This window comes from Ancylobacter sp. 3268 (assembly GCF_031456575.1).
In the GTDB taxonomy this organism is placed as follows: domain Bacteria; phylum Pseudomonadota; class Alphaproteobacteria; order Rhizobiales; family Xanthobacteraceae; genus Ancylobacter.
The window spans coordinates 391,038-411,337 of the sequence record NZ_JAVDUX010000001.1 but is presented as its reverse complement, the minus strand read 5'-3'; the positions used below and the strand labels follow the sequence as shown (position 1 = coordinate 411,337).

At 66.9% G+C, this 20,300-nt stretch carries 18 protein-coding genes; 16 read left to right on the top strand and 2 right to left on the bottom strand.

The genetic code is table 11. The annotated features are described in order from the left end of the window. The first annotated feature begins 11 nt into the window (after positions 1 to 11). The 7 genes from J2X65_RS01940 to J2X65_RS01910 all read left to right on the top strand — a co-directional run bounded on the left by J2X65_RS01940 (position 12) and on the right by J2X65_RS01910 (position 6,581). On the top strand, positions 12 to 341 hold the full coding sequence (locus J2X65_RS01940) for a hypothetical protein (RefSeq protein WP_310197200.1): 330 nt from the start codon (positions 12 to 14) through the stop codon (positions 339 to 341). 38 nt (positions 342 to 379) lie between these two features. Then, complete coding sequence (locus J2X65_RS01935; RefSeq protein ID WP_310197195.1) at positions 380 to 1,774, top strand: pyruvate dehydrogenase complex E1 component subunit beta; 1,395 nt, start codon at positions 380 to 382, stop codon at positions 1,772 to 1,774. Positions 1,775 to 1,798: 24 nt separating this feature from the next. Further along, positions 1,799 to 3,145: a pyruvate dehydrogenase complex dihydrolipoamide acetyltransferase gene (locus J2X65_RS01930; RefSeq protein WP_310197192.1), complete on the top strand. Its 1,347-nt coding sequence runs from the start codon at positions 1,799 to 1,801 to the stop codon at positions 3,143 to 3,145. A gap of 111 nt (positions 3,146 to 3,256) precedes the next feature. Next, on the top strand, positions 3,257 to 4,672 hold the full coding sequence (lpdA, locus tag J2X65_RS01925; protein ID WP_310197189.1) for a dihydrolipoyl dehydrogenase: 1,416 nt from the start codon (positions 3,257 to 3,259) through the stop codon (positions 4,670 to 4,672). Between the two features lie 40 nt (positions 4,673 to 4,712). Then, entirely contained in the window at positions 4,713 to 4,988 is a 276-nt protein-coding gene (locus tag J2X65_RS01920) for a GlsB/YeaQ/YmgE family stress response membrane protein (protein ID WP_310197185.1), read from the top strand. A gap of 144 nt (positions 4,989 to 5,132) precedes the next feature. Then, positions 5,133 to 6,119, top strand: a complete 987-nt coding sequence (lipA, locus tag J2X65_RS01915) for a lipoyl synthase (RefSeq protein WP_310197182.1) — start codon at positions 5,133 to 5,135, stop codon at positions 6,117 to 6,119. Between the two features lie 3 nt (positions 6,120 to 6,122). After that, a complete protein-coding gene (locus J2X65_RS01910; protein ID WP_310197179.1) occupies positions 6,123 to 6,581 on the top strand; it encodes an SRPBCC family protein in 459 nt (152 codons plus the stop codon). A 55-nt stretch (positions 6,582 to 6,636) separates the two neighbouring features. Here the strand turns inward: J2X65_RS01910 and J2X65_RS01905 are convergent, their stop codons facing one another. Both J2X65_RS01905 and J2X65_RS01900 read right to left on the bottom strand, forming a co-directional pair. Beyond that, on the bottom strand, positions 6,637 to 7,125 hold the full coding sequence (locus J2X65_RS01905) for a nicotinamide-nucleotide amidohydrolase family protein (RefSeq protein ID WP_310197176.1): 489 nt from the start codon (positions 7,123 to 7,125) through the stop codon (positions 6,637 to 6,639). Then, entirely contained in the window at positions 7,122 to 8,324 is a 1,203-nt protein-coding gene (locus tag J2X65_RS01900) for a bifunctional 2-C-methyl-D-erythritol 4-phosphate cytidylyltransferase/2-C-methyl-D-erythritol 2,4-cyclodiphosphate synthase (protein ID WP_310197398.1), read from the bottom strand. Before J2X65_RS01900 ends, J2X65_RS01905 begins: the two co-directional genes overlap by 4 nt. A gap of 260 nt (positions 8,325 to 8,584) precedes the next feature. Here J2X65_RS01900 and dusB point away from each other — a divergent pair, with 260 nt between their 5' ends. The 9 genes from dusB to hfq all read left to right on the top strand — a co-directional run bounded on the left by dusB (position 8,585) and on the right by hfq (position 20,300). Further along, complete coding sequence (gene dusB / locus J2X65_RS01895) at positions 8,585 to 9,628, top strand: tRNA dihydrouridine synthase DusB (RefSeq protein WP_310197174.1); 1,044 nt, start codon at positions 8,585 to 8,587, stop codon at positions 9,626 to 9,628. Positions 9,629 to 9,777: 149 nt separating this feature from the next. Then, a complete protein-coding gene (locus J2X65_RS01890; RefSeq protein ID WP_310197395.1) occupies positions 9,778 to 10,863 on the top strand; it encodes a nitrogen regulation protein NR(II) in 1,086 nt (361 codons plus the stop codon). Positions 10,864 to 10,871: 8 nt separating this feature from the next. Beyond that, a complete protein-coding gene (ntrC, locus tag J2X65_RS01885) occupies positions 10,872 to 12,314 on the top strand; it encodes a nitrogen regulation protein NR(I) (RefSeq protein WP_310197171.1) in 1,443 nt (480 codons plus the stop codon). Positions 12,315 to 12,517: 203 nt separating this feature from the next. Next, complete coding sequence (locus tag J2X65_RS01880; protein ID WP_310197168.1) at positions 12,518 to 14,722, top strand: PAS domain-containing sensor histidine kinase; 2,205 nt, start codon at positions 12,518 to 12,520, stop codon at positions 14,720 to 14,722. 13 nt (positions 14,723 to 14,735) lie between these two features. Beyond that, the gene (locus tag J2X65_RS01875; RefSeq protein ID WP_310197167.1) at positions 14,736 to 16,106 is read left to right on the top strand and encodes a sigma-54 dependent transcriptional regulator; all 1,371 of its coding nucleotides are present in this window, start codon (positions 14,736 to 14,738) and stop codon (positions 16,104 to 16,106) included. Positions 16,107 to 16,181: 75 nt separating this feature from the next. Next, on the top strand, positions 16,182 to 17,558 hold the full coding sequence (gene trkA, locus J2X65_RS01870) for a Trk system potassium transporter TrkA (RefSeq protein WP_310197164.1): 1,377 nt from the start codon (positions 16,182 to 16,184) through the stop codon (positions 17,556 to 17,558). Positions 17,559 to 17,571: 13 nt separating this feature from the next. After that, positions 17,572 to 19,020: a potassium transporter TrkG gene (locus J2X65_RS01865; RefSeq protein ID WP_310197161.1), complete on the top strand. Its 1,449-nt coding sequence runs from the start codon at positions 17,572 to 17,574 to the stop codon at positions 19,018 to 19,020. A gap of 17 nt (positions 19,021 to 19,037) precedes the next feature. After that, on the top strand, positions 19,038 to 19,898 hold the full coding sequence (locus J2X65_RS01860) for a D-amino-acid transaminase (RefSeq protein WP_310197158.1): 861 nt from the start codon (positions 19,038 to 19,040) through the stop codon (positions 19,896 to 19,898). Positions 19,899 to 20,048: 150 nt separating this feature from the next. After that, the gene (gene hfq / locus J2X65_RS01855) at positions 20,049 to 20,300 is read left to right on the top strand and encodes an RNA chaperone Hfq (RefSeq protein WP_213351732.1); all 252 of its coding nucleotides are present in this window, start codon (positions 20,049 to 20,051) and stop codon (positions 20,298 to 20,300) included.

Here is a 20,300-nt window from a genome sequence, read left to right as displayed (position 1 = left end):
GGGGCAGGGGCATGCTCGCCTGGCTGTTCTGGGGTTTGTGGGTCGCCGGAGCATCGGCGATCGTCGTGCTGTGGGTATTTTCCGTCGCCACGGCGTTCCGCATTCTTTCCGGCGTCCGCGCCGGCGGCGGCAGCAACGCGGCTGCCGACTGGATCAAGATGGTCGTGTGGCCGTTCGCCATACGCCACCTCGCCGGGGCGCCGGCGGACCGGGCGGCCAATCTTTCGCAACGCCTCTCGCGGATGCTGGTCGCCCTCTTCGTCGCCTTTCTCGTGGCCACCGCTTCGTTGGCCGTCTACAGCAACCTGACGTTCGTGCCCTCCGCACCGACGCATCAGTGACGCGCGATCTCGACGCTCGTTCTTTGGGGAACGCCGCCATGCCGACCGAAATTCTCATGCCCGCCCTGTCTCCCACCATGGAGAAGGGCAATCTGGCCAAGTGGATCAAGAAAGAAGGCGACACGGTCAAATCCGGCGATGTCATCGCCGAGATCGAGACCGATAAGGCCACGATGGAAGTCGAGGCGGTCGACGAGGGGACGCTGGGCAAGATCCTGGTGCCGGAAGGCACGCAGGATGTCGCGGTGAACACCCCGATCGCCGTCATCCTCGCCGATGGCGAGGACGCCAGCGCCGCGGCAGCTCCCACCCCGAAGGCCACCGAGTCCGCGCCGCCGGTGGCCGCCGCCCCGGCCGAGCCGCCGCCGGTCGTCACGTCCGCCCCCGCCCCGGCGGCCCCCGCGGTCGTCTCCGCTCCTGCGCCCGAGCCGGAAGTGCCGGAGGGCACCGAGATGGTCAACCAGACCATGCGCGAGGCGCTGCGCGACGCCATGGCCGAGGAGATGCGCCGCGACGGCGACGTCTTCGTCATGGGCGAGGAAGTCGCCGAATATCAGGGTGCCTACAAGATCACCCAGGGGTTGCTGCAGGAATTCGGCGCCAAGCGGGTCATCGATACCCCGATCACCGAGCATGGATTCGCCGGCGTCGGCGTCGGCGCCGCCATGGCCGGGCTGAAGCCGATCGTCGAGTTCATGACCTTCAACTTCGCCATGCAGGCGATCGACCAGATCATCAACTCCGCCGCCAAGACGCTCTATATGTCCGGCGGCCAGATCCAGTGCTCGATCGTGTTCCGCGGCCCCAACGGCGCCGCCGCCCGCGTCGCCGCCCAGCATAGCCAGGACTACACCGCCTGGTATTCGCACATCCCCGGCCTCAAGGTGGTGGCGCCCTACACCGCCGCCGACGCTAAGGGCCTGCTCAAGGCGGCGATCCGCGATCCCAACCCGGTGATCTTCCTCGAGAACGAAATCCTTTACGGCCACTCCTCGCCGGTGCCGAAGCTCGACGACTTCATCGTCCCGCTCGGCAAGGCGCGCATCGCCCGCCCCGGCAAGGACGTGACGCTGGTCGCCTGGTCGATCGGCATGTCCTACGCGTTGAAGGCGGCGGACGAACTCGCCAAGCTCGGCATCGACGCCGAGGTGATCGACCTGCGCACCATCCGCCCGATGGACACCGAGACCATCCTCGCCTCGGTGAAGAAGACAGGCCGCCTCGTCACGGTGGAGGAAGGCTGGGGCCAGTCCGGTGTCGGCGCCGAGATTTCCGCCCGCGTCATGGAGAGCGCCTTCGACTATCTCGATGCGCCGGTGCTGCGCGTCTATGGCAAGGACGTCCCCATGCCCTACGCCGCCAATCTCGAAAAGCTTGCGCTGCCGAACGTCCAGGAAGTGGTCGAGGCCGCGCGGGCCGTGACCTATCGCTGAAGCTGCTGAGGACGGAGAGCGCCCATGCCGATCGAGATCCTCATGCCGGCCCTGTCTCCCACCATGGAGAAGGGCAACCTCGCCAAGTGGCTCAAGAAGGAAGGCGACAAGGTCTCCCCCGGCGACGTGATCGCCGAGATCGAGACCGACAAGGCCACGATGGAAGTCGAGGCCATTGACGAGGGCACGCTGGCCAAGATTATGGTGCCGGAAGGCTCGCAGGACGTGCCGGTGAACCAACTCATCGCCGTGCTCGCCGCCGATGGCGAGGATGCCAAGGCGGTCGCCGCCGGCGGCACCTCCGCTGCGAAGCCGGCCGCAGCCGCTCCGGCGCCCGTCGCCGAGGCGCCGAAGCCGGCCGAACCCGCGGCCGCTCCGGTTGCCGCCGCGCCGGCGCCGGCCGCCACCGGCGAGCGCATCTTCGCTTCGCCATTGGCCCGGCGTCTCGCCAAGGACAAGGGCGTCGACCTGTCGGCAGTTAAGGGCTCCGGGCCGCGCGGTCGCATCGTCGCCGCCGATGTCGCCACCGCCACGCCCGGCGCCGCCAAGCCCGCGACGGCCACGGCGCCGGCGCCCGCCGCCGCCGCTCCGGCTCCCTCCGCCGCCAAGCCGGCGCCGGCCCCCGGCGCGCTGCTCGAGCAGGTCAAGGCCTATTACGAGCCCGGCACCTATGAGGAAGTCCCGCTCGACGGCATGCGCCGCGTCATCGCCCAGCGCATGACCGAGGCGCGGCAGACAGTGCCGACCTTCTACCTCACCGTCGACTGCGACGTCGACGAGCTGATGAAGCTGCGCGAGATGCTGAACAAGTCCGCGCCGGAGAAGGACGGCAAGCCGGCCTACAAGCTCTCGGTCAACGATTTCGTCATCAAGGCCTACGCGCTCGCCTTCCAGCAGGTGCCGGATGCCAATCAGGTATGGGGCGGCGACCGCTACCTCAAGCTGAAGCACTCCGACATCGGCGTCGCGGTGGCGATCGACGGCGGCAAGGGCCTGCTCACCCCGATCATCCGCAAGGCCGAGACCAAGTCGCTGTCCTACATCTCCAACGAGACCCGCGACCTCGCCATCCGCGCCCGCAACAAGAAGCTGGCGCCGAACGAGTACCAGGGCGGCTCCTCGGCGATCTCCAATCTCGGCATGTTCGGGATCAAGGATTTCACAGCCATCATCAACCCGCCGCACGCCACCATCCTCGCGGTGGGCACCAGCGAGCAGCGGGCGGTGGTGAAGAAGGGCGAGCTCGCCGTCGCCACGGTGATGACGGTGACCATCTCCTGCGACCACCGCGTCATGGACGGCGCCATGGGCGCTCAGCTTCTCACCGCCTTCAAGGCGCTGATCGAGAAGCCGATGGCGATGCTGGTCTGAGCGACCGCCGATCTCGTCATGGCCGGGGCAGCCGTCCCGGCCTCCACCTTCGCGAGGGGCCTGCCGGCGCGAACCGCCCGCGCGGCCCCGGTGCATGACGGAACAACCCAGATGGCCGCTTCCTACGACGTCCTCATCATCGGCTCCGGCCCCGGCGGCTATGTCGCCGCCATCCGCGCCGCCCAGCTCGGGCTCAAGGTCGGTGTGGTCGAGCGCCAGTACATGGGCGGCATCTGCCCGAACTGGGGCTGCATCCCGGCCAAGGCGCTGCTGCGCTCGGCGGAGATCTTCCACTATATCGAGCACGCCAAGGATTACGGCCTCGTCGCCGAGAAGTTCGGCGTCGACATCGCCGGGGTGGTGAAGCGCTCGCGCGGCATCGCCAGCCAGATGAGCAACGGCGTCGGCTTCCTGCTGAAGAAGAACAAGGTCGAGGTGATCTGGGGCCAGGCCACCATCACCGCGCCCGGCAAGGTGTCGGTCGCCGCCACCGATGGCGCGCCGAAGGGCGCGCTCGGCGCCGGCGAGTACACCGCCAAGAACATCATCGTCGCCACCGGCGCCCGCCCGCGCGCGCTGCCCGGCATCGAGCCCGACAGCGAGCTGATCTGGACCTATTTCGACGCGCTGGCGCCGGCGAGCGTGCCGAAGTCGCTGCTGATCATGGGCTCGGGCGCCATCGGCGTCGAATTCGCCTCCTTCTACAAGGCGATGGGCTCGGACGTGACCATCGTGGAGCTGCTGCCGCAGATCCTCCCCGTCGAGGACGAGGAGATCGCCGAGCACGCGAGGAAGCGCTTCGAGAAGCAGGGCATCAAGATCCTCACCGGCGCCAAGGTGTCGAAGGTGGTCAAGGGCGCCGACAACGTCACCGCCACCGTCGAGACCGCCGACGGCAAGGTGCAGACCCTCGTCGCCGACCGGCTGATCTCGGCGGTGGGCGTGGTCGGCAACATCGAGAATCTCGGCCTCGAAGCCGTGGGCGTGAAGACCGATCGCGGCTGCGTGGTCATCGACGGCCTGTGCCGCACCAATGTGCCCGGCATCTACGCCATCGGCGACGTCGCCGGCCCGCCCATGCTGGCGCACAAGGCCGAGCATGAGGGCGTGATCTGCGTCGAGGGCATCGCCGGCAAGCACGCGCATCCGATGGACAAGCTAATGATCCCCGGCTGCACCTATTGCATGCCGCAGGTGGCGTCCGTCGGCCTCACCGAGAAGAAGGCCAAGGAGGCCGGCTACGAGGTCAAGGTCGGCCGCTTCCCGTTCATCGGCAACGGCAAGGCGGTTGCGCTCGGCGAGGCCGACGGTCTGGTCAAGACCATCTTCGATGCCAAGACCGGCCAGTTGCTCGGCGCCCATCTCGTCGGCGCGGAAGTCACCGAGCTGATCCAGGGCTTCGTGCTGGCGATGAATCTGGAAACCACCGAGGAAGAGCTGATCAACGCCGTCTTCCCGCATCCGACGGTTTCTGAGACCATGCATGAAAGCGTGCTCGCCGCTTATGGGCGCGCCATCCACATCTGAGGCGCGCCGCCAGGCAGATCGGCAGAGGTAGGAAACGTCCATGGAAAGCTTCGCCGCCGTTGCGGACCAGCCGGGTGTCGGCTGGTTCACCATGATCATCATCGGCCTGCTGGCCGGGTGGATCGCCGAGCGGGTGACCGAAAGCGACCACGGCCTGTTCGCCAACCTGCTGTTCGGCCTGATCGGCGCCTTTGTCGGCAAATACCTCGCCGAGCTGGCGGCGATCCCGGTCTATGGCTTCTTCCGCACCCTGATCGCCGCCACGGTCGGCGCCGTCATCGTGCTGTTCATCTGGCGCAAGCTGCGCTCGCGCTGACGCTCCTTCGCGTCAGGCGCGTCGAGGCGTGCGTGGCGCACGGGGCACCTGTCCGAAGGACGGGGGTTCCCGGCGCGCCGTGCAGCCATTAAGTGTGAAGACGAAACGCGAACCGGCCGAACTCCAACGGGCATCGGGCACTGCATGGTCACCGTCCTCAACACGTTGAATCGCGCTCTCGAAAAGCCGCGCCACCCGGAAAAGGTGAACCGGCCCGAGACGCCGGTCCTGAAGAAGCCGGATTGGATCCGCGTGCGCGCCCCGGGTACGCCCGGCTGGCAGGAAACCGCCAACATTGTGCGCGCCAACGGCCTCGTCACCGTGTGCGAGGAAGCGAGCTGCCCCAATATCGGCGAGTGCTGGCAGAAGAAGCACGCCACCTTCATGATCATGGGCGACACTTGCACGCGCGCCTGTGCCTTCTGCAATGTCCGCACCGGCATGCCAGGCCCGCTGGACATGGACGAGCCGCAGAAGGTTGCCGATGCCGTTGCCCGCCTCGGCCTCGAGCATGTCGTCGTCACCTCGGTGGACCGCGACGATCTCGCCGATGGCGGTGCCGAGCATTTCGCCCGCACCATCCGAGCCATCCGCGCCACCAGCCCCGGCACCACCATCGAGATCCTCACCCCGGATTTCCTGCGCAAGGACGGCGCGCTGGAAGTGGTGGTAGAGGCGAAGCCGGACGTGTTCAACCACAATCTCGAATGCGTCCCTTCGCTCTATCTGAAGGTCCGCCCCGGCGCCCGCTATTTCCACTCGCTGCGGCTGCTGCAGCGGGTGAAGGAGCTTGATCCGTCGATCTTCACCAAGTCCGGCATCATGGTCGGCCTCGGCGAGGTCAGGAACGAGGTGCTGCAGCTGATGGACGATTTGCGCTCGGCCGAGATCGACTTCATGACCATCGGGCAATATCTCCAGCCGACCCGCAAGCATCACCCGGTGATGGCCTTCGTGACGCCGGAGGAGTTCAAATCCTACGAGACCATCGCCTATGCCAAGGGCTTCCTGATGGTGTCGTCGAGCCCGCTGACCCGCTCGTCTCACCATGCCGGCGAGGACTTCGCGCGGCTGCGCGCCGCGCGGGCGTCGAAGCTCGGCACTGCGTCCCCGGCGCTGGCGCCCGTCTGAGCCATGCCGTCGTTCCGCAGCAAGCGGCAGGTCCGGCATTCGGCCGTCGACATGTTCGACCTCGTCGCCGATGTCGAGCGCTACCCGGAATTCGTCCCGCTCTGCGAGAGCCTGCATGTGCGCCGGAAGGTGGCGAGCGGGGAGGGCATCGACATCCTCGTCGCCGACATGACCGTCGCCTACAAGGTGTTCCGCGAGAGCTTCACCAGCCGGGTGACGCTGGACAGGCCGCGCCTCACCATCGTCGTCGAATATCTCGACGGCCCGTTCAGCCGGCTGGAGAACCGCTGGAGCTTCCGCGCCACCGGCGAGCGCAGCTCCGATGTCGAGTTCTTCATCGATTATGAGTTCCGCTCGCGCACGCTCGGCATGCTGATGGGTGCGATGTTCGACGCCGCCTTCCGTCGCTTCGCCGAGGCCTTCGAGAAGCGGGCCGACGAGGTCTACGGCACGGCGGTTTAGAGCCATTCCCGCAAAAGTGCGAAGCGGTTTTGCGCAAGGAATTGCGTGGAAAAACCTAGGCTTCCGCCAGTTCGGCCAGCATCTCCAGCGCCGTCATCACCGCCCGCGCCCGCACGCCGGCGCGGTCCTCGCCGGCGAACACGTCCCGCCGCACGATCACCCGCCCATCCGCCCGCGCGGCGGCGAAATGCACCAGCCCGACCGGCTTTGCCGCCGAGCCGCCGCCCGGCCCGGCAATGCCGGTCACCGACACGCCGAGCGAGGTGCCGGCAATGCGCAGCAGCCCGGCGACCATTTCCCGCGCCGTCTCCTCGCTCACCGCGCCATGGGCGGCGAGTGTCGCCTCGGAAACGCCGAGCACCGCCACTTTCGCGGCGTTGGAATAGGTGACGAAGGCGCGGTCCACCACGTCGGAGGAGCCGGCGATCTCGGTCAGCGCCCCGCTCACCAGCCCTCCGGTGCAGGATTCCGCCGTCGCCACGGTGAAGCCGCGCGCCCGGCACAGCCCCAATACGCGGCTGGCGAGTTCGTCGCGCGCACTCATTGTCCGTCCTCGCCCCAGGGCAGCCGCACCGTGGCGGTGGCAAGCGCGGCGATGCCCTCGCGCCGGCCGGTGAAGCCGAGTTGCTCGCTGGTGGTCGCCTTCACGCTCACCCGCGCCATCGGTAGCCCGGCGATGGCGGCGATGCTCTCCCGCATCGCCTCGCGATGCGGGCCGATCTTCGGCTCCTCGCAGACGATGGTGGCGTCGAGATGCGCCACCCGCCCGCCCTTTGCCGTCACAAGCCCCACCGCATGGCGCAGGAACTGGTCGGAAGCGGCGCCCTTCCACTCCGGCTTGGAGGGCGGGAAATGGAAGCCGATATCCTCGGCGCCGATGGTGCCGAGCAGCGCGTCGGTCAGCGCGTGCAGCACCACATCGGCGTCGGAATGGCCGGAAAGGCCGCGCCCATGCGGAATGGCGAGGCCGCCAAGCATCACATGGTCGCCCTCGCCGAAGGCGTGCACGTCGTAGCCGGTGGCGGTGCGCACATCGGCCAAATCCTGAAGCTCCCGCGCGAAAACCCGTTCGGCGCTCACGAAATCCTCCAGCGTCGTCAGTTTGAGATTGCCGGCGTCGCCGGCGAAGCTCGCCACCCGGTGCCCGGCGGCATCGGCCACCGCGGCATCGTCGGTGAGGTCGTCGCGCCCGGCGAGCGCGCGATGCGCGTCGCGAATCAGCGGATAGCGGAAGCTCTGCGGCGTCTGCACGCTGCGCAGCAGGTCGCGATCGGGACCGGAGACCACGAAGCCTTCCGCCTCGCAGCGCTTCACCGTGTCGACCAGCCGCAGCACCGGCACCGCCGCCCCATGCTGCGCCGCCGCCGCCAGGGCATCGGCGACGAGGCGCGCGGTGACGAAGGGGCGGGCGGCATCGTGGATCAGCACCAGTTCCGGGGGAGCGTCCGCCAGCGCCTCCAGCCCGGCGCGCACCGAGGCCTGGCGCGTTGCGCCGCCGGCCACCGGCGCCGCCAGCCGGTCGGCGCCGAAGCGGGCGGCGAGGCCTTGCGTCGCCGTGGCGTAGAGCCCGGCATGGACGGGATCGATCACCGTCACCACCCGGCGGATGCCGGGCTGGCCGAGAAAGCGTTCCAGCGTATGGCGCAGCAGCGGGCGCCCGCCCACCAGGCGATACTGCTTCGGCAGTCCGTCGCCGGCACGGATTCCGCGCCCGGCGGCAACCACGATGACGTCGGCGCGCATGTCAGCCCGCAGATCCGCCTGCACTTACGCTCTCCTGAAACCGGCCGGTACCCCGGCGCCGCCTTCCCAAGGGGCCTGCCCAGGTCTTGCCTAGGGTCTTGCCCAAGGTCTTGCCCCAGCCACCCGTTTAGCCCAAAAGCGGCACGGCGGTGCAAAAGTTTCGAACTATTCCGTGCAGGAGACTTGATGACGGGCGCTGTCTGTCTATTATGTAGGCACCGCCCGCTGGGCTCATTTCCTGTGCACCGAGTGATCATCGCTTGATCGTTGCTGCCTTTCCGAACGCCACTCTCACCGTCGGGCCACTGACGCTGCCGAATCGCGTCGTGCTGGCGCCGATGGCGGGCATCACCGATGCACCGTTCCGGCGCATGGCGCACCGCTACGGTGCCGGGCTGGTGATATCGGAGATGGTGGCGTCGGAGGCGCTGGAATCCGGCCATGCCGAAACCGCGCTGCGGGCCGAGGCGGCGGGCGTGCCCGTCCATGCGGTGCAGCTCGCCGGCAACCAGCCGGCCTCCATGGCACGCGCCGCCGCGATGGCGGAGGCGTCCGGCGCGGCGCTGATCGACATCAATATGGGCTGCCCGGCCAAGCGGGTCACCACCGGCCTCGCCGGGGCGGCGCTGTTGCGCGACCTCGACCTCGCCACCGCCATCATCGCGGCAGTGGTCGGCGCGGTGATGGTGCCGGTGACGCTGAAGACCCGCCTCGGCTGGGACGATAGCGGCCTGATTGCTCCGGAGCTGGCGCGCCGGGCGGCGGATATCGGCGTCCGGATGGTCACCATTCACGGCCGCACCCGCTGCCAGTTCTACACCGGCAGCGCCGATTGGCGCGCGATCGCCAGCGTCGCATCGGCCATCGATCTCCCGGTGCTCGCCAATGGCGATCTGGTGGCGGCGGAGCAGGTGCCGGCGATGCTGGCGGCCTCGGGCGGGGCGGGGGTGATGATCGGACGCGGCGCCCAGGGGCGCCCGTGGTTCCCCGGCCAGGTGGCCGCCTATCTCGCCCAGTCTCCCGACGCCCGCCGCGTACCGGCCGATCCGAGCCTCGCCGAGCAACGTAACGTGCTCCTGGAGCTCTATGAGGGCTGGCTGTCGCATTACGGCATCGATCTCGGGCGGCGGCAGGCACGCAAGCATATTGGTTGGGCACTGGAGGCGGCTGCGGTCACGGCCGGGCGGACACCGGATGCGCTGGCCCATTGGCGCAAGCGCATCCTCACGCAGGATGAGCCGCGCGAGGTCCGCGCCGGCATCCGCGCCGCTTTCGACGAATTGTCATGGAGTGCCGCAGCATGAAGACGCTCAAGCCCGATGCAGGGGCCAAATCTGCGGATGCCAAATCTCCGGACAGCAAGTCTCCGGACACCAAGTCTCCGGCGGCCAAAACCACGGCGGGCAAGGCCCCGGCTTCGACCTCCCCGGCGCTGGAAGCCGGCAGCCCCGCCATGTCGGATGCGGTGGTGAATGCGTTGCCGCATCCGGTGTTCACCGTCGCCGATGACGACCGCCTGGTCGACGCCAACGTGGCGGCGGAGGCATTCTTCGAGGCCGGACACGCCGTGCTCGCCCGTCATCGGCTGCAGGAGTTCATTCCCTTCGGCAGCCCGCTGCTGGCGCTGGTCGAGCAGGTGAGGGCGACCAACGCGGCGGTGAATGAATACCGCGTCGATCTCGGGACGCCGCGCAATGGCGGTGAGCGCATCGTCGACATCCACGTCGCGCCGCTGACGGAAGCCGCCGGCCATGTGGTGGTGATGCTGCAGGAGCGGACCATCGCCGACAAGATGGATCGCCAGCTCACCCATCGCGGCGCCGCCCGCTCGGTCACCGCGCTCGCCTCCATGCTGGCGCACGAAATCAAGAACCCGCTGTCCGGCATTCGCGGCGCGGCGCAGCTTCTGGAGCTGAACGCCAGCGATGACGACCGCTCGCTGACCCGGCTGATCACCGACGAGGCCGACCGCATCGTCAAGCTGGTCGACCGCATGGAGGTGTTCTCGGACGAGCGGCCGATCGAGCGCGAGCCGGTGAACATTCATGCCGTGCTGGAGCATGTGCGCACGCTCGCCTCCAACGGCTTCGCCCGCGGCATCCGTTTCGTCGAGGAATACGACCCCTCGCTGCCGCCGGTGCTCGCCAATCGCGACCAGCTGATCCAGGTGTTCCTCAATCTGGTGAAGAACGCCGCCGAAGCCATTGGCGACAGCCCGGATGGCGAGATCATGCTCACCACCGCCTTCCGTCCCGGCGTGCGGCTTACCGTGCCCGGCTCGGCGACACGGGTCAGCCTGCCGCTGGAATTCTGCGTGCGCGACAACGGCCCCGGCGTGCCCGAGGACCTGATGCAGCACCTGTTCGACCCGTTCGTGACCACCAAGCCGACCGGCACTGGCCTCGGCCTCGCCCTGGTCGCCAAGATCGTCGGCGACCATGGCGGCATCATCGAATGCGACAGCCAGCCGCGCCGCACCACCTTCCGAGTCCTCATGCCTATGTATCGCGGCGCCGCCCGCGGCACTGAGAAGAATTGAGAGCGCCAATGCCCACGGGAAGTATTCTGGTCGCCGATGACGATGCCGCCATCCGCACCGTGCTCAATCAGGCGCTGTCGCGGGCCGGCTATGAGGTGCGCTCCTGCGGCAATGCCGCCACGCTCTGGCGCTGGGTGAGCCAGGGCGACGGTGATCTCGTCATCACCGATGTGGTGATGCCGGACGAGAACGCCTTCGACCTCCTGCCGCGCATCAAGAAGGTGCGTCCCGATCTGCCGGTCATCGTCATGAGCGCGCAGAACACCTTCATGACCGCCATTCGCGCCTCCGAGCGCGGGGCCTATGAGTATCTGCCCAAGCCCTTCGACCTGAAGGAGCTGATCGCCATCGTCGGCCGGGCGCTGTCGGAGCCGAAGAAGCACGACCTGGCGCCGAAGGGCGGCGACGAGCCCGATGCCATTCCGCTGGTCGGCCGCTCGCCGGCGATGCAGGATATCTACCGCGTGCTGGCGCGGCTGATGCAGACCGACCTCACGGTGATGATCGCCGGCGAGAGTGGCACCGGCAAGGAGCTGGTGGCCCGCGCGCTGCACGATTACGGCAAGCGCCGCAACGGCCCGTTCGTTGCCATCAACATGGCGGCGATCCCGCGCGACCTCATCGAATCCGAGCTGTTCGGCCATGAGAAGGGGGCGTTCACCGGCGCCAATGCCCGCTCGGCCGGTCGCTTCGAGCAGGCCGAGAGCGGCACGCTGTTCCTCGACGAGATCGGCGACATGCCGATGGAGGCGCAGACCCGGCTGCTGCGGGTGCTGCAGCAGGGCGAATACACCACGGTCGGCGGACGCACCGCGATCAAGACCGACGTGCGCATCGTCGCCGCCACCAACAAGGACCTGCGTATCCTCATCCAGCAGGGGCTGTTCCGCGAGGACCTGTTCTTCCGGTTGAACGTCGTGCCGCTGCGCCTGCCGCCACTGCGCGAGCGCACCGAGGACATTCCCGATCTGGTGCGCCACTTCTTCCTGCAGGCCGAGCGCGAGGGACTGCCGCGCAAGCAGATCGACATCGCCGCCCTCGATCGCCTCAAGCGCTATCGCTGGCCGGGCAATGTGCGCGAGCTGGAGAACCTGATCCGCCGCCTCGCCGCGCTCTACCCGCAGGAAATCATTACCGCGTCGATCATCGAGGCCGAGCTCGCCACCCCGATCTCGACCGCGACGCCGGAGGAGGGTGGCCAGGACGAGACGCTGTCCTCCTCGGTGGAGCGCCACCTCAACACCTATTTCGGCGGCTTCGGCGAGAACCTGCCGCCGCCCGGCCTCTATCACCGCATCTTGAAGGATGTGGAATACCCGCTGCTCTCCGCCGCCCTGGCGGCGACGCGCGGCAACCAGATCAAGGCCGCCGAACTGCTGGGTCTCAACCGCAACACCCTGCGCAAGAAGATCCGCGATCTCGACATCCAGATAATCCGCACGAGTCGATAACAGGCGTGCTGACCTTCAAGTGATGTGGATGCCGGCCGATTAAATGCGGCCGCCTCTGGCGCATGTCACATTTTTGCACCAGTGTCATTTCATTGCATCAGTTGCGCCGGACCGAATCGAACCGTCCGTCGCCACGGTGAGGCATGACGGACACAGACAGAGCGCGAGACACGGAAAGCCGCGATACCCCCGACCTCGGGGGTATGGGCTTTCGATTCTCGCTCTGGGGCCTGGCGCCGCTCGCGGTTTTGACCGCACTGGTCACCTCACTGGTCAGCTTCATCATCCTGATCGGCATCACCCCGCTGGTGCCATCGCAGGAGATCGTCGTCGTCGTCCTGTGCATCAACGGCGCGATGTCGCTGATCCTGCTGGGGATTATCGGCCGCGAGGTCTGGCGGATCGTCAAGGCCCGTCGCAGGGGCCGGGCCGCGGCGCGGCTGCATGTGCGGATCGTCGGCCTGTTCGGCATCGTTGCTGTGGTTCCGGCACTATTAGTAGCGCTTTTGGCGAGCATAACACTAGATCGTGGGCTAGATCGCTGGTTCTCGGTGCGCACCCGCGCCATCGTCGACAACGCGGTATCGGTGGCGCAGACCTATGTGCGCGAGCATGCCTATTCGATCCGCGGCGATGTCATGGGCATGGCGCGCGATCTCCAGCGCATCCGCCCGCTTTGGGACACCGACCGCAGCCGCTTCCGCCAGGCGATGACCGCGCAGGCGGTGGTGCGCGGCCTGCCGGCCGCGATGGTGATCCAGCGCGATCTCGCAGTGGTCGATCGCACCACGATTCGCACCGGCCGCGAATTCGTGGTGCCGTCGAACCTCGCGGTGAAGGACGCCACCGAAGAGCAGCCGCTGATCTACCTGCCGACCGATGCCGACTTCGTCGGCGCGGTTATACCCTTGAAAGAATTCGGTGATTTGTTCCTCTACGTGGCGCGGCCGATCGATCCGCGCGTCATCAACTATCTCAAGGAGACGCAGGCCGCGGTTGCTGATTACCGAAACCTCGAGCAGCAGCGCATCGGCGTGCAGGTCGCCTTCGCGCTGCTCTATGCAGTGATTTCGCTTACCGTGCTGCTCTGCGCGGTCTGGCTCGGCATCCATTTCGCCAACCGCCTTGTTGCCCCGATCCGCCGTCTGATCGGCGCCGCCGACCTCGTGGCGGCCGGCAATCTCTATGTCGAGGTGCCGGTGCGCCGGACCGAGGGCGACCTGTCGAGCCTCGCCGAAACCTTCAACAAGATGACGCAGGAATTGCGCACCCAGCAGAACGACCTGGTGCAGGCCCGCGACCAGATCGACACCCGCCGGCGCTTTACCGAGGCGGTGCTGTCGGGAGTAGGCGCCGGCGTCATCGGCGTCGATTCCTCCGGTTCCATCACCATCATCAACCGTCCGGCCGAGAAGATGCTGGGCGTGAGTGAAGACGACGCGCTCGGCAAGCCGCTCGGCGATATCGTGCCGGAGATCGCGCCGATGCTGGTCGAGGCGATGGGCGCAGGCCCCCGCACCGTGCAGGGCAATACGTCGCTGTCGCGCGACGGCCGTGACCGGGTGATCGCCGTGCGATTCACCACTGAGCAATCGCGTGAGGCCGATCACGGCTGGGTGGTCACCCTGGACGACATCACCGAACTCGTCGTCGCCCAGCGCTCCTCCGCCTGGGCGGACATCGCCCGCCGCATCGCCCATGAAATCAAGAACCCGCTCACTCCGATCCAGCTTTCCGCCGAACGGCTGCGCCGGCGCTACGGCAAGGTGATCGGCGAGGACCGGGAGGTGTTCGACCAGTGCACCGACACCATCATCCGCCAGGTGGGCGATATCGGCCGCATGGTGGACGAGTTCTCGTCCTTTGCCCGCATGCCCAAGCCGGTCGTCGAGGAGCACGACGTCGCCGAGACGGTGCGGCAGGTGGTGTTCCTGATGCGGGTCGGCAATCCGGAAATCGACATCCGCTTCGATGCGCCCGAAGGCCCGGTATCGGCGCGCTTCGACCGGCGACTTATCTCGCAAGCGCTCACAAATATCGTGAAGAACGCGACCGAAGCCCTTGAAGGCATTGCGGCGGAAGATCGGGTTGAACCACCGCGGATCACGGTCGAACTTGCCTCCGACGAGCGCAATGTCACCATCGACGTGATAGACAACGGCAAGGGCCTGCCGACCGAAAATCGCGCGAGACTGCTCGAACCGTATGTCACGACACGCGAGAAGGGCACCGGCCTCGGCCTCGCCATCGTCGGCAAGATCATGGAAGAACATGGCGGCGGCATCGAGCTTGCCGACGCCCCCGAAGGCCGCGGCGCCTGGATTCGCCTGCGTTTCCTGCGCTCGGGCGCCGGCCTTCCCCACCTCGTAACCAGCGACAAGACCGCACCTGCGCAGCAGGCCGGCTGAAGGAGACCCGACCATGGCGACCGACATTCTGATTGTCGACGACGAGGCCGACATCCGTGGGCTGGTCGCCGGCATTCTCGAGGACGAGGGCTACGGCGCACGCACCGCCAAGGATAGCGACGAGGCGCTTGCCGCCATCGAAGCACGCCGCCCGCACCTCATCTTCCTCGACATCTGGATCGAGCGCTCCAAGCTCGACGGCCTGCAGTTGCTTGAGGTGATCAAGCGGCAGCATCCCGATGTGCCGGTGGTGATGATCTCCGGCCACGGCACCATCGAGACGGCGGTGGCGGCCATCAAGCAGGGCGCTTACGACTTCATCGAGAAACCGTTCAATTCCGACCGGCTGATCCTCGTCGCCAACCGAGCCATGGAAACGCTGCGGCTGAAGCGCGAGGTGCGCGATCTCAAGCAGCGCGCACCGGTCGCCCAGCAGCTGGTGGGCAAATCCTCGGTGATGAACCAGTTGCGCCAGACCATCGAGCGGGTGGCGCCGACCAACAGCCGCATCATGATCGTCGGCCCTTCCGGCTCCGGCAAGGAGCTGACCGCGCGCATGCTGCACGCCGCCTCGGCCCGCGCCAACGGACCGTTCGTGGTTATCAATGCCGCCGCCATCACCCCCGAGCGCATGGAGGTGGAGCTGTTCGGCGTAGAAGCGATGACCGGGGGGCAGGGGCGGCAGGTCGGCGCGCTGGAAGAGGCGCATGGCGGCACGCTGTTCATCGACGAGATCGCCGACATGCCGCGCGAGACGCAGAACCGCATCCTGCGGGTGCTGGTCGACCAGAACTTCATGCGGGTCGGCGGCACCACGCGCGTCTCGGTGGATGTGCGGATCATTTCCTCCACGGCCCGCAATCTGGAGAAGGAGATCGCCGAAGGACGCTTCCGCGAGGATCTCTATCATCGCCTCGGCGTGGTGCCGATCCGGGTGCCGCCGCTGGCCGAACGCCGCGACGATGTACCAGAGTTGGTGGAATTCTTCCTCGAGCAGATCTCGCAGGGCACCGGGCTGCCGCGCCGGCGCATCGCCGACGACGCGCTCGCCGTGCTGCAATCGCATGATTGGCCAGGCAATGTGCGCCAGTTGCGCAACAACATCGAGCGGCTGCTGATTCTCGCGACAGGCGAACCTGACGCTCCGGTCACGGCGGGCATGTTGCCGCCGGATGTCGGCTCCCTGGTGCCGAACCTGCCGAATGGCACCGGCGGCGAACATCTGATGGGCCTGCCGCTGCGCGACGCCCGCGAGGTGTTCGAGCGCGAATATCTGGTGGCGCAGATCAGCCGCTTCGGCGGCAATATTTCGCGCACCGCCGAATTCGTCGGCATGGAGCGCTCGGCGCTGCACCGCAAACTGAAAGCCCTCGGCATCGGCTGAGCTGTTCCGCGCAAAGCGCCGATGGCGCAGCGGGTGGAATGATATAGTGTCCGGCGTGAGAGTTTGGGGGTAGCGATGAAGGTCGTCATCTGCGGTGCGGGCCAAGTGGGTTTTGGCATCGCCGAACGTTTGGCGGCCGAGCAGAACGACGTGTCGATCATCGACACGTCGCCGCGCCTTATCCAGGCGGTGACCGACACGCTGGATGTGCGCGGCTTCGTCGGCCACGGCTCGCATCCCGACGTGCTGGAGCGTGCCGGCCTGGAGGCCGCCGACATGCTGATCGCTGTGACACTGCACGACGAGGTCAACATGGTCGCCTGTCAGGTCGGCCATGCGCTGTTCGACGTTCCGACCAAGATCGCCCGCGTACGCGCCCAGAGCTACCTCCACGGCCACTGGCGCGACCTGTTCTCCCGCGACCACCTGCCGATCGATGTCGTTATTTCGCCAGAGATCGAAGTGGGGGAGATGGTGCTGCGCCGCCTGTCGCTGCCCGGTGCGATCGACACGGTGAGCTTTGCCGACGGTGCCGCCGTGGTGGTCGGCGTGCGCTGTGCCGACGATTGCCCGGTGCTGGATACCCCGCTGCGCCAGCTCACCGACCTGTTCCCGGATCTGCGCGCGGTGGTGGTGGCGGTCAACCGCAAGGGACGGGTGTTCGTGCCCCGCAGCGCCGATGCGCTGATCGCCGGCGACCTCGTCTATTTCGTCGCCGGCACCGACCAGGTCACCCGCACCCTGTCGATCTTCGGCCATGACGAGCCACCCGCGCAGCGGGTCGTCATAGGCGGCGGCGGCAATATCGGCCTCTACGTGGCGCGGGAACTGGAACGGCGAAATCCCCGCGCCCGGGTGAAGCTCATCGAGGAGAATGCCGAGCGTGCCGAGGCGATTGCGCAGGAGCTTTCCAAGACGGTGGTGCTGCGCGGCAGTGCGCTCGACCGGCTGATTCTCGAGGAAGCCTCGATCGGCGATGCCGACATGATGGTCGCCGTCACCAATGATGACCGCGTCAACATCCTCTCCTGCCTGCTCTCGCGCGAGCTCGGGGCGGCGGGCATGCTCTCGCTGCTGAACGATCCGAGCTACCCAGGCTTCGCACGCGGGCTCGGCATCGATGCTTACGTCAATCCGCGGCAGATCACCGTCTCCAAAATCCTGCAATATGTGCGCAAGGGACGTATCCGCGGCGTGCATTCGCTGCTGAACGGCGCCGGCGAAGTGATCGAGGCGGAGGCGCTGGAAACCTCGCCTCTGGTCGGCAAGCCACTGCGGAATCTTGATCTGTTCGACGGCATGCGCATCGGCGCCATCATGCGCGGCGGGCAGCTGATATTGCCGCGTGGCGATGTCGTCATCCACGCCCGCGATCGGGTGATCCTGTTCGCACTCGCAGACCGGGTGAAGCGGGTGGAGCAGATGTTCCGGGTCAGCCTGGAATTCTTTTGAGAGGCGCCGCCAGATGATCGCGCTCGCCCGCTACGGAGCCGCTGCTGCCTGCGTGGTGGCGGTGTTCCTGCTCGCCGCAGCGATCGGTGCATTGCTGCGGCACGAGGACGGTGCGGCGGCGTTTTTGGCGACGGCCCTGCTCACTATATTCGGCGCCGGCGCCGTCTATCTCGGGCTGCGAAACGTCAAGGCGCGGCTTGGCCGCCTGTCGTCCTTCGCGTTGCTCCTGGTGCTCTGGCTGGGCATTCCGGCCATTGCCGCCTTTCCGATCTATGCGACTACGCCATTCACCTTCGCCCAATCCTGGTTCGAGGCGATCTCAGCCTTCACGACCACCGGCGGAGGAGCGATCCACGATGTGGACGCGCTGCCGCGGGCGACGTTGGGCTGGTTGCTGACCCTGCAATGGACCGGCGGGTTGCTGACTCTGGTCGGCTTTGTCGCCGTGCTGGGGCCCGCCGGGGTTGGCGGATTGCCGGATCACGCCGAGCGCAGCCATCTGCTGCGGCGGAGCGGGGCAACCTCCCTCTCCGATGCCCTGCGGCAGGTCCTTCCGTTTTATTTCGGCGCCACGTTGATCTGCACCTTGATGCTCTATGCGGTGGGCGTGCGGGTGTTCGACGCTCTCGGCCTTGCCGGCGCCGCGCTGTCGACCGGCAGCGTACTGCCGGATGCCGATGGCATGGCGGCCTATGGGCATTTCGCCGTGAAGCTGGTGATGATGCTGTTCATGCTAATCGGCGGTACGAGCATCCTCTGGCATCGCATGATCCTCAGCCGGCGCTTTCGCCTGGCACTCGGCCAGCAGGAAAATCTCGGCGTGGTAATGGCGAGCTTGATTGTCGGCATCCTGGCGGCCGCCGGCTGGTATGCGACGCCGATCGGCCACCAGTCCTTGCCGCTGGCGCTGGAGGACGGGTTGTTCGCCGGCATCGCGCTGGTCACCACCACCGCCATCGAGCCGCATGCCGGCGCTTTCGCCGTCCTGCCGCTGGTCCTGGTGCTGATGGTCGTGTTCGTCGGTGGGGCGAGCTTTTCCTCGTCGGGCGGCATCAAGATGTACCGTGCCGCCGCCATGGCGGTGCAGAGCTCGCTGGAACTGGAACGCCTGGTGCATCCCAATGCGGTGCATCCGCGCCGCCTCGGGCAGCAGAGCATCACCATGCAGATGATGAAATCGATCTGGCTGTGCTTCGGCGTCGCCTGCTGCGTGGTCGTCATATTGACGGCTGCCATCGCACCGGCAATGCCGAGCTTCGAGTCGGCCCTCGTCGCCATCGTCGCGGCGATCAGCAATGCCGGGCCGATCTATTCCGCCGGCTGGACGGAAGGCGTCGTGTGGCCGGATTGGATCGCGCTACCAGCCTACGCCCAGCTTATACTGGCAATCGCCATGATTCTCGGACGACTGGAGATCCTCGTCGTCATGGGATTGGCACATTTCGCCTTTTGGCGGCGGTAACTCCGTTCGAGGAAATCATGTCGCGCGTGGCTTATGTAAACGGTCTGTATGTCCCGCATGCCGAAGCCGCCGTGCATGTCGAGGATCGCGGCTACCAGTTCGCCGACGGCGTCTACGAGGTCTGCGAGGTGCGTGGCGGCCGGATGGTCGACGAGCGCCGCCACATGGGACGCCTGCAGCGCTCACTGCGCGAACTGCGGATCGCAATGCCTATGTCTCTCCACGCGCTCGGGGTGGTGCTGCGCGAGACCATCCGGCGCAATCGCGTGCGCGACGGCATCGTCTATCTGCAGGTAACGCGCGGCGTTGCCCGGCGCGACCACTATTTCCCTTCTCCCGACACGCCGCCGTCGATCGTCGTCACCGCCCGCGCGTCGATCCCGGCAAAGGCGCCGGCACCGGCCATCAGCGGCGCCGCCGTCATCACGGTTCCTGACAATCGCTGGGATCGCGTTGACATCAAGACCGTCGGCCTGCTGCCAAACGTCCTCGCCAAGCAGGCAGCCAAGGAGGCCGGCGCCCGCGAAGCGTGGTTCGTGCGGGATGGCGTGGTCATGGAGGGCGGGTCCACCAATGCCTGGATTGTCACTGAGGCAGGTACCATCGTCACCCGGCCGGCGGAAACGGGCATTCTGCGCGGAATCACCCGCACCGTGCTGTTGGAAGTCGCGAATCGACTTGGCCTGACGGTGGATGAGCGTGATTTCACGCTCGACGAGGCGTTCGCTGCCCGCGAGGCGTTCATTTCCTCGGCCAGCAATGTGGTGGTGCCGATTGTCAGTATCGACGGAAAGACCATCGGTGACGGCAAACCGGGCCCGATCGCGCGCTCGTTGCGCGATTCTTTCTACGATGTTGCGGAATTTGCCCGGAAATAGCGCAAGACCCCTTCACAGACGAATGCATCTTGCGCGATAGGCTTGGTGTGCGATGCTAAAAGAGCATGCTCGCTATTGCCGATCCCCGGACGGGAGAGGTAAAGGCGGCAGCCGCGCCGGCGCACCACACAAACAACGGATCAAAAAATCATGGCCGCGGAACGTACCCAAAACCTTCAGGACACTTTTCTCAACCACGTCCGCAAGAACAAGACGCCACTTACGATCTTCCTCGTTAATGGCGTGAAGCTGCAGGGGGTTGTCACCTGGTTCGACAATTTCTGCGTCCTGCTGCGGCGGGATGGACACTCCCAGCTGGTCTACAAGCACGCGATCTCCACCATCATGCCCGGTCACCCCGTCCAACTTTTCGAGCCTGACGAGACCGGCGAGAAGGGTTGA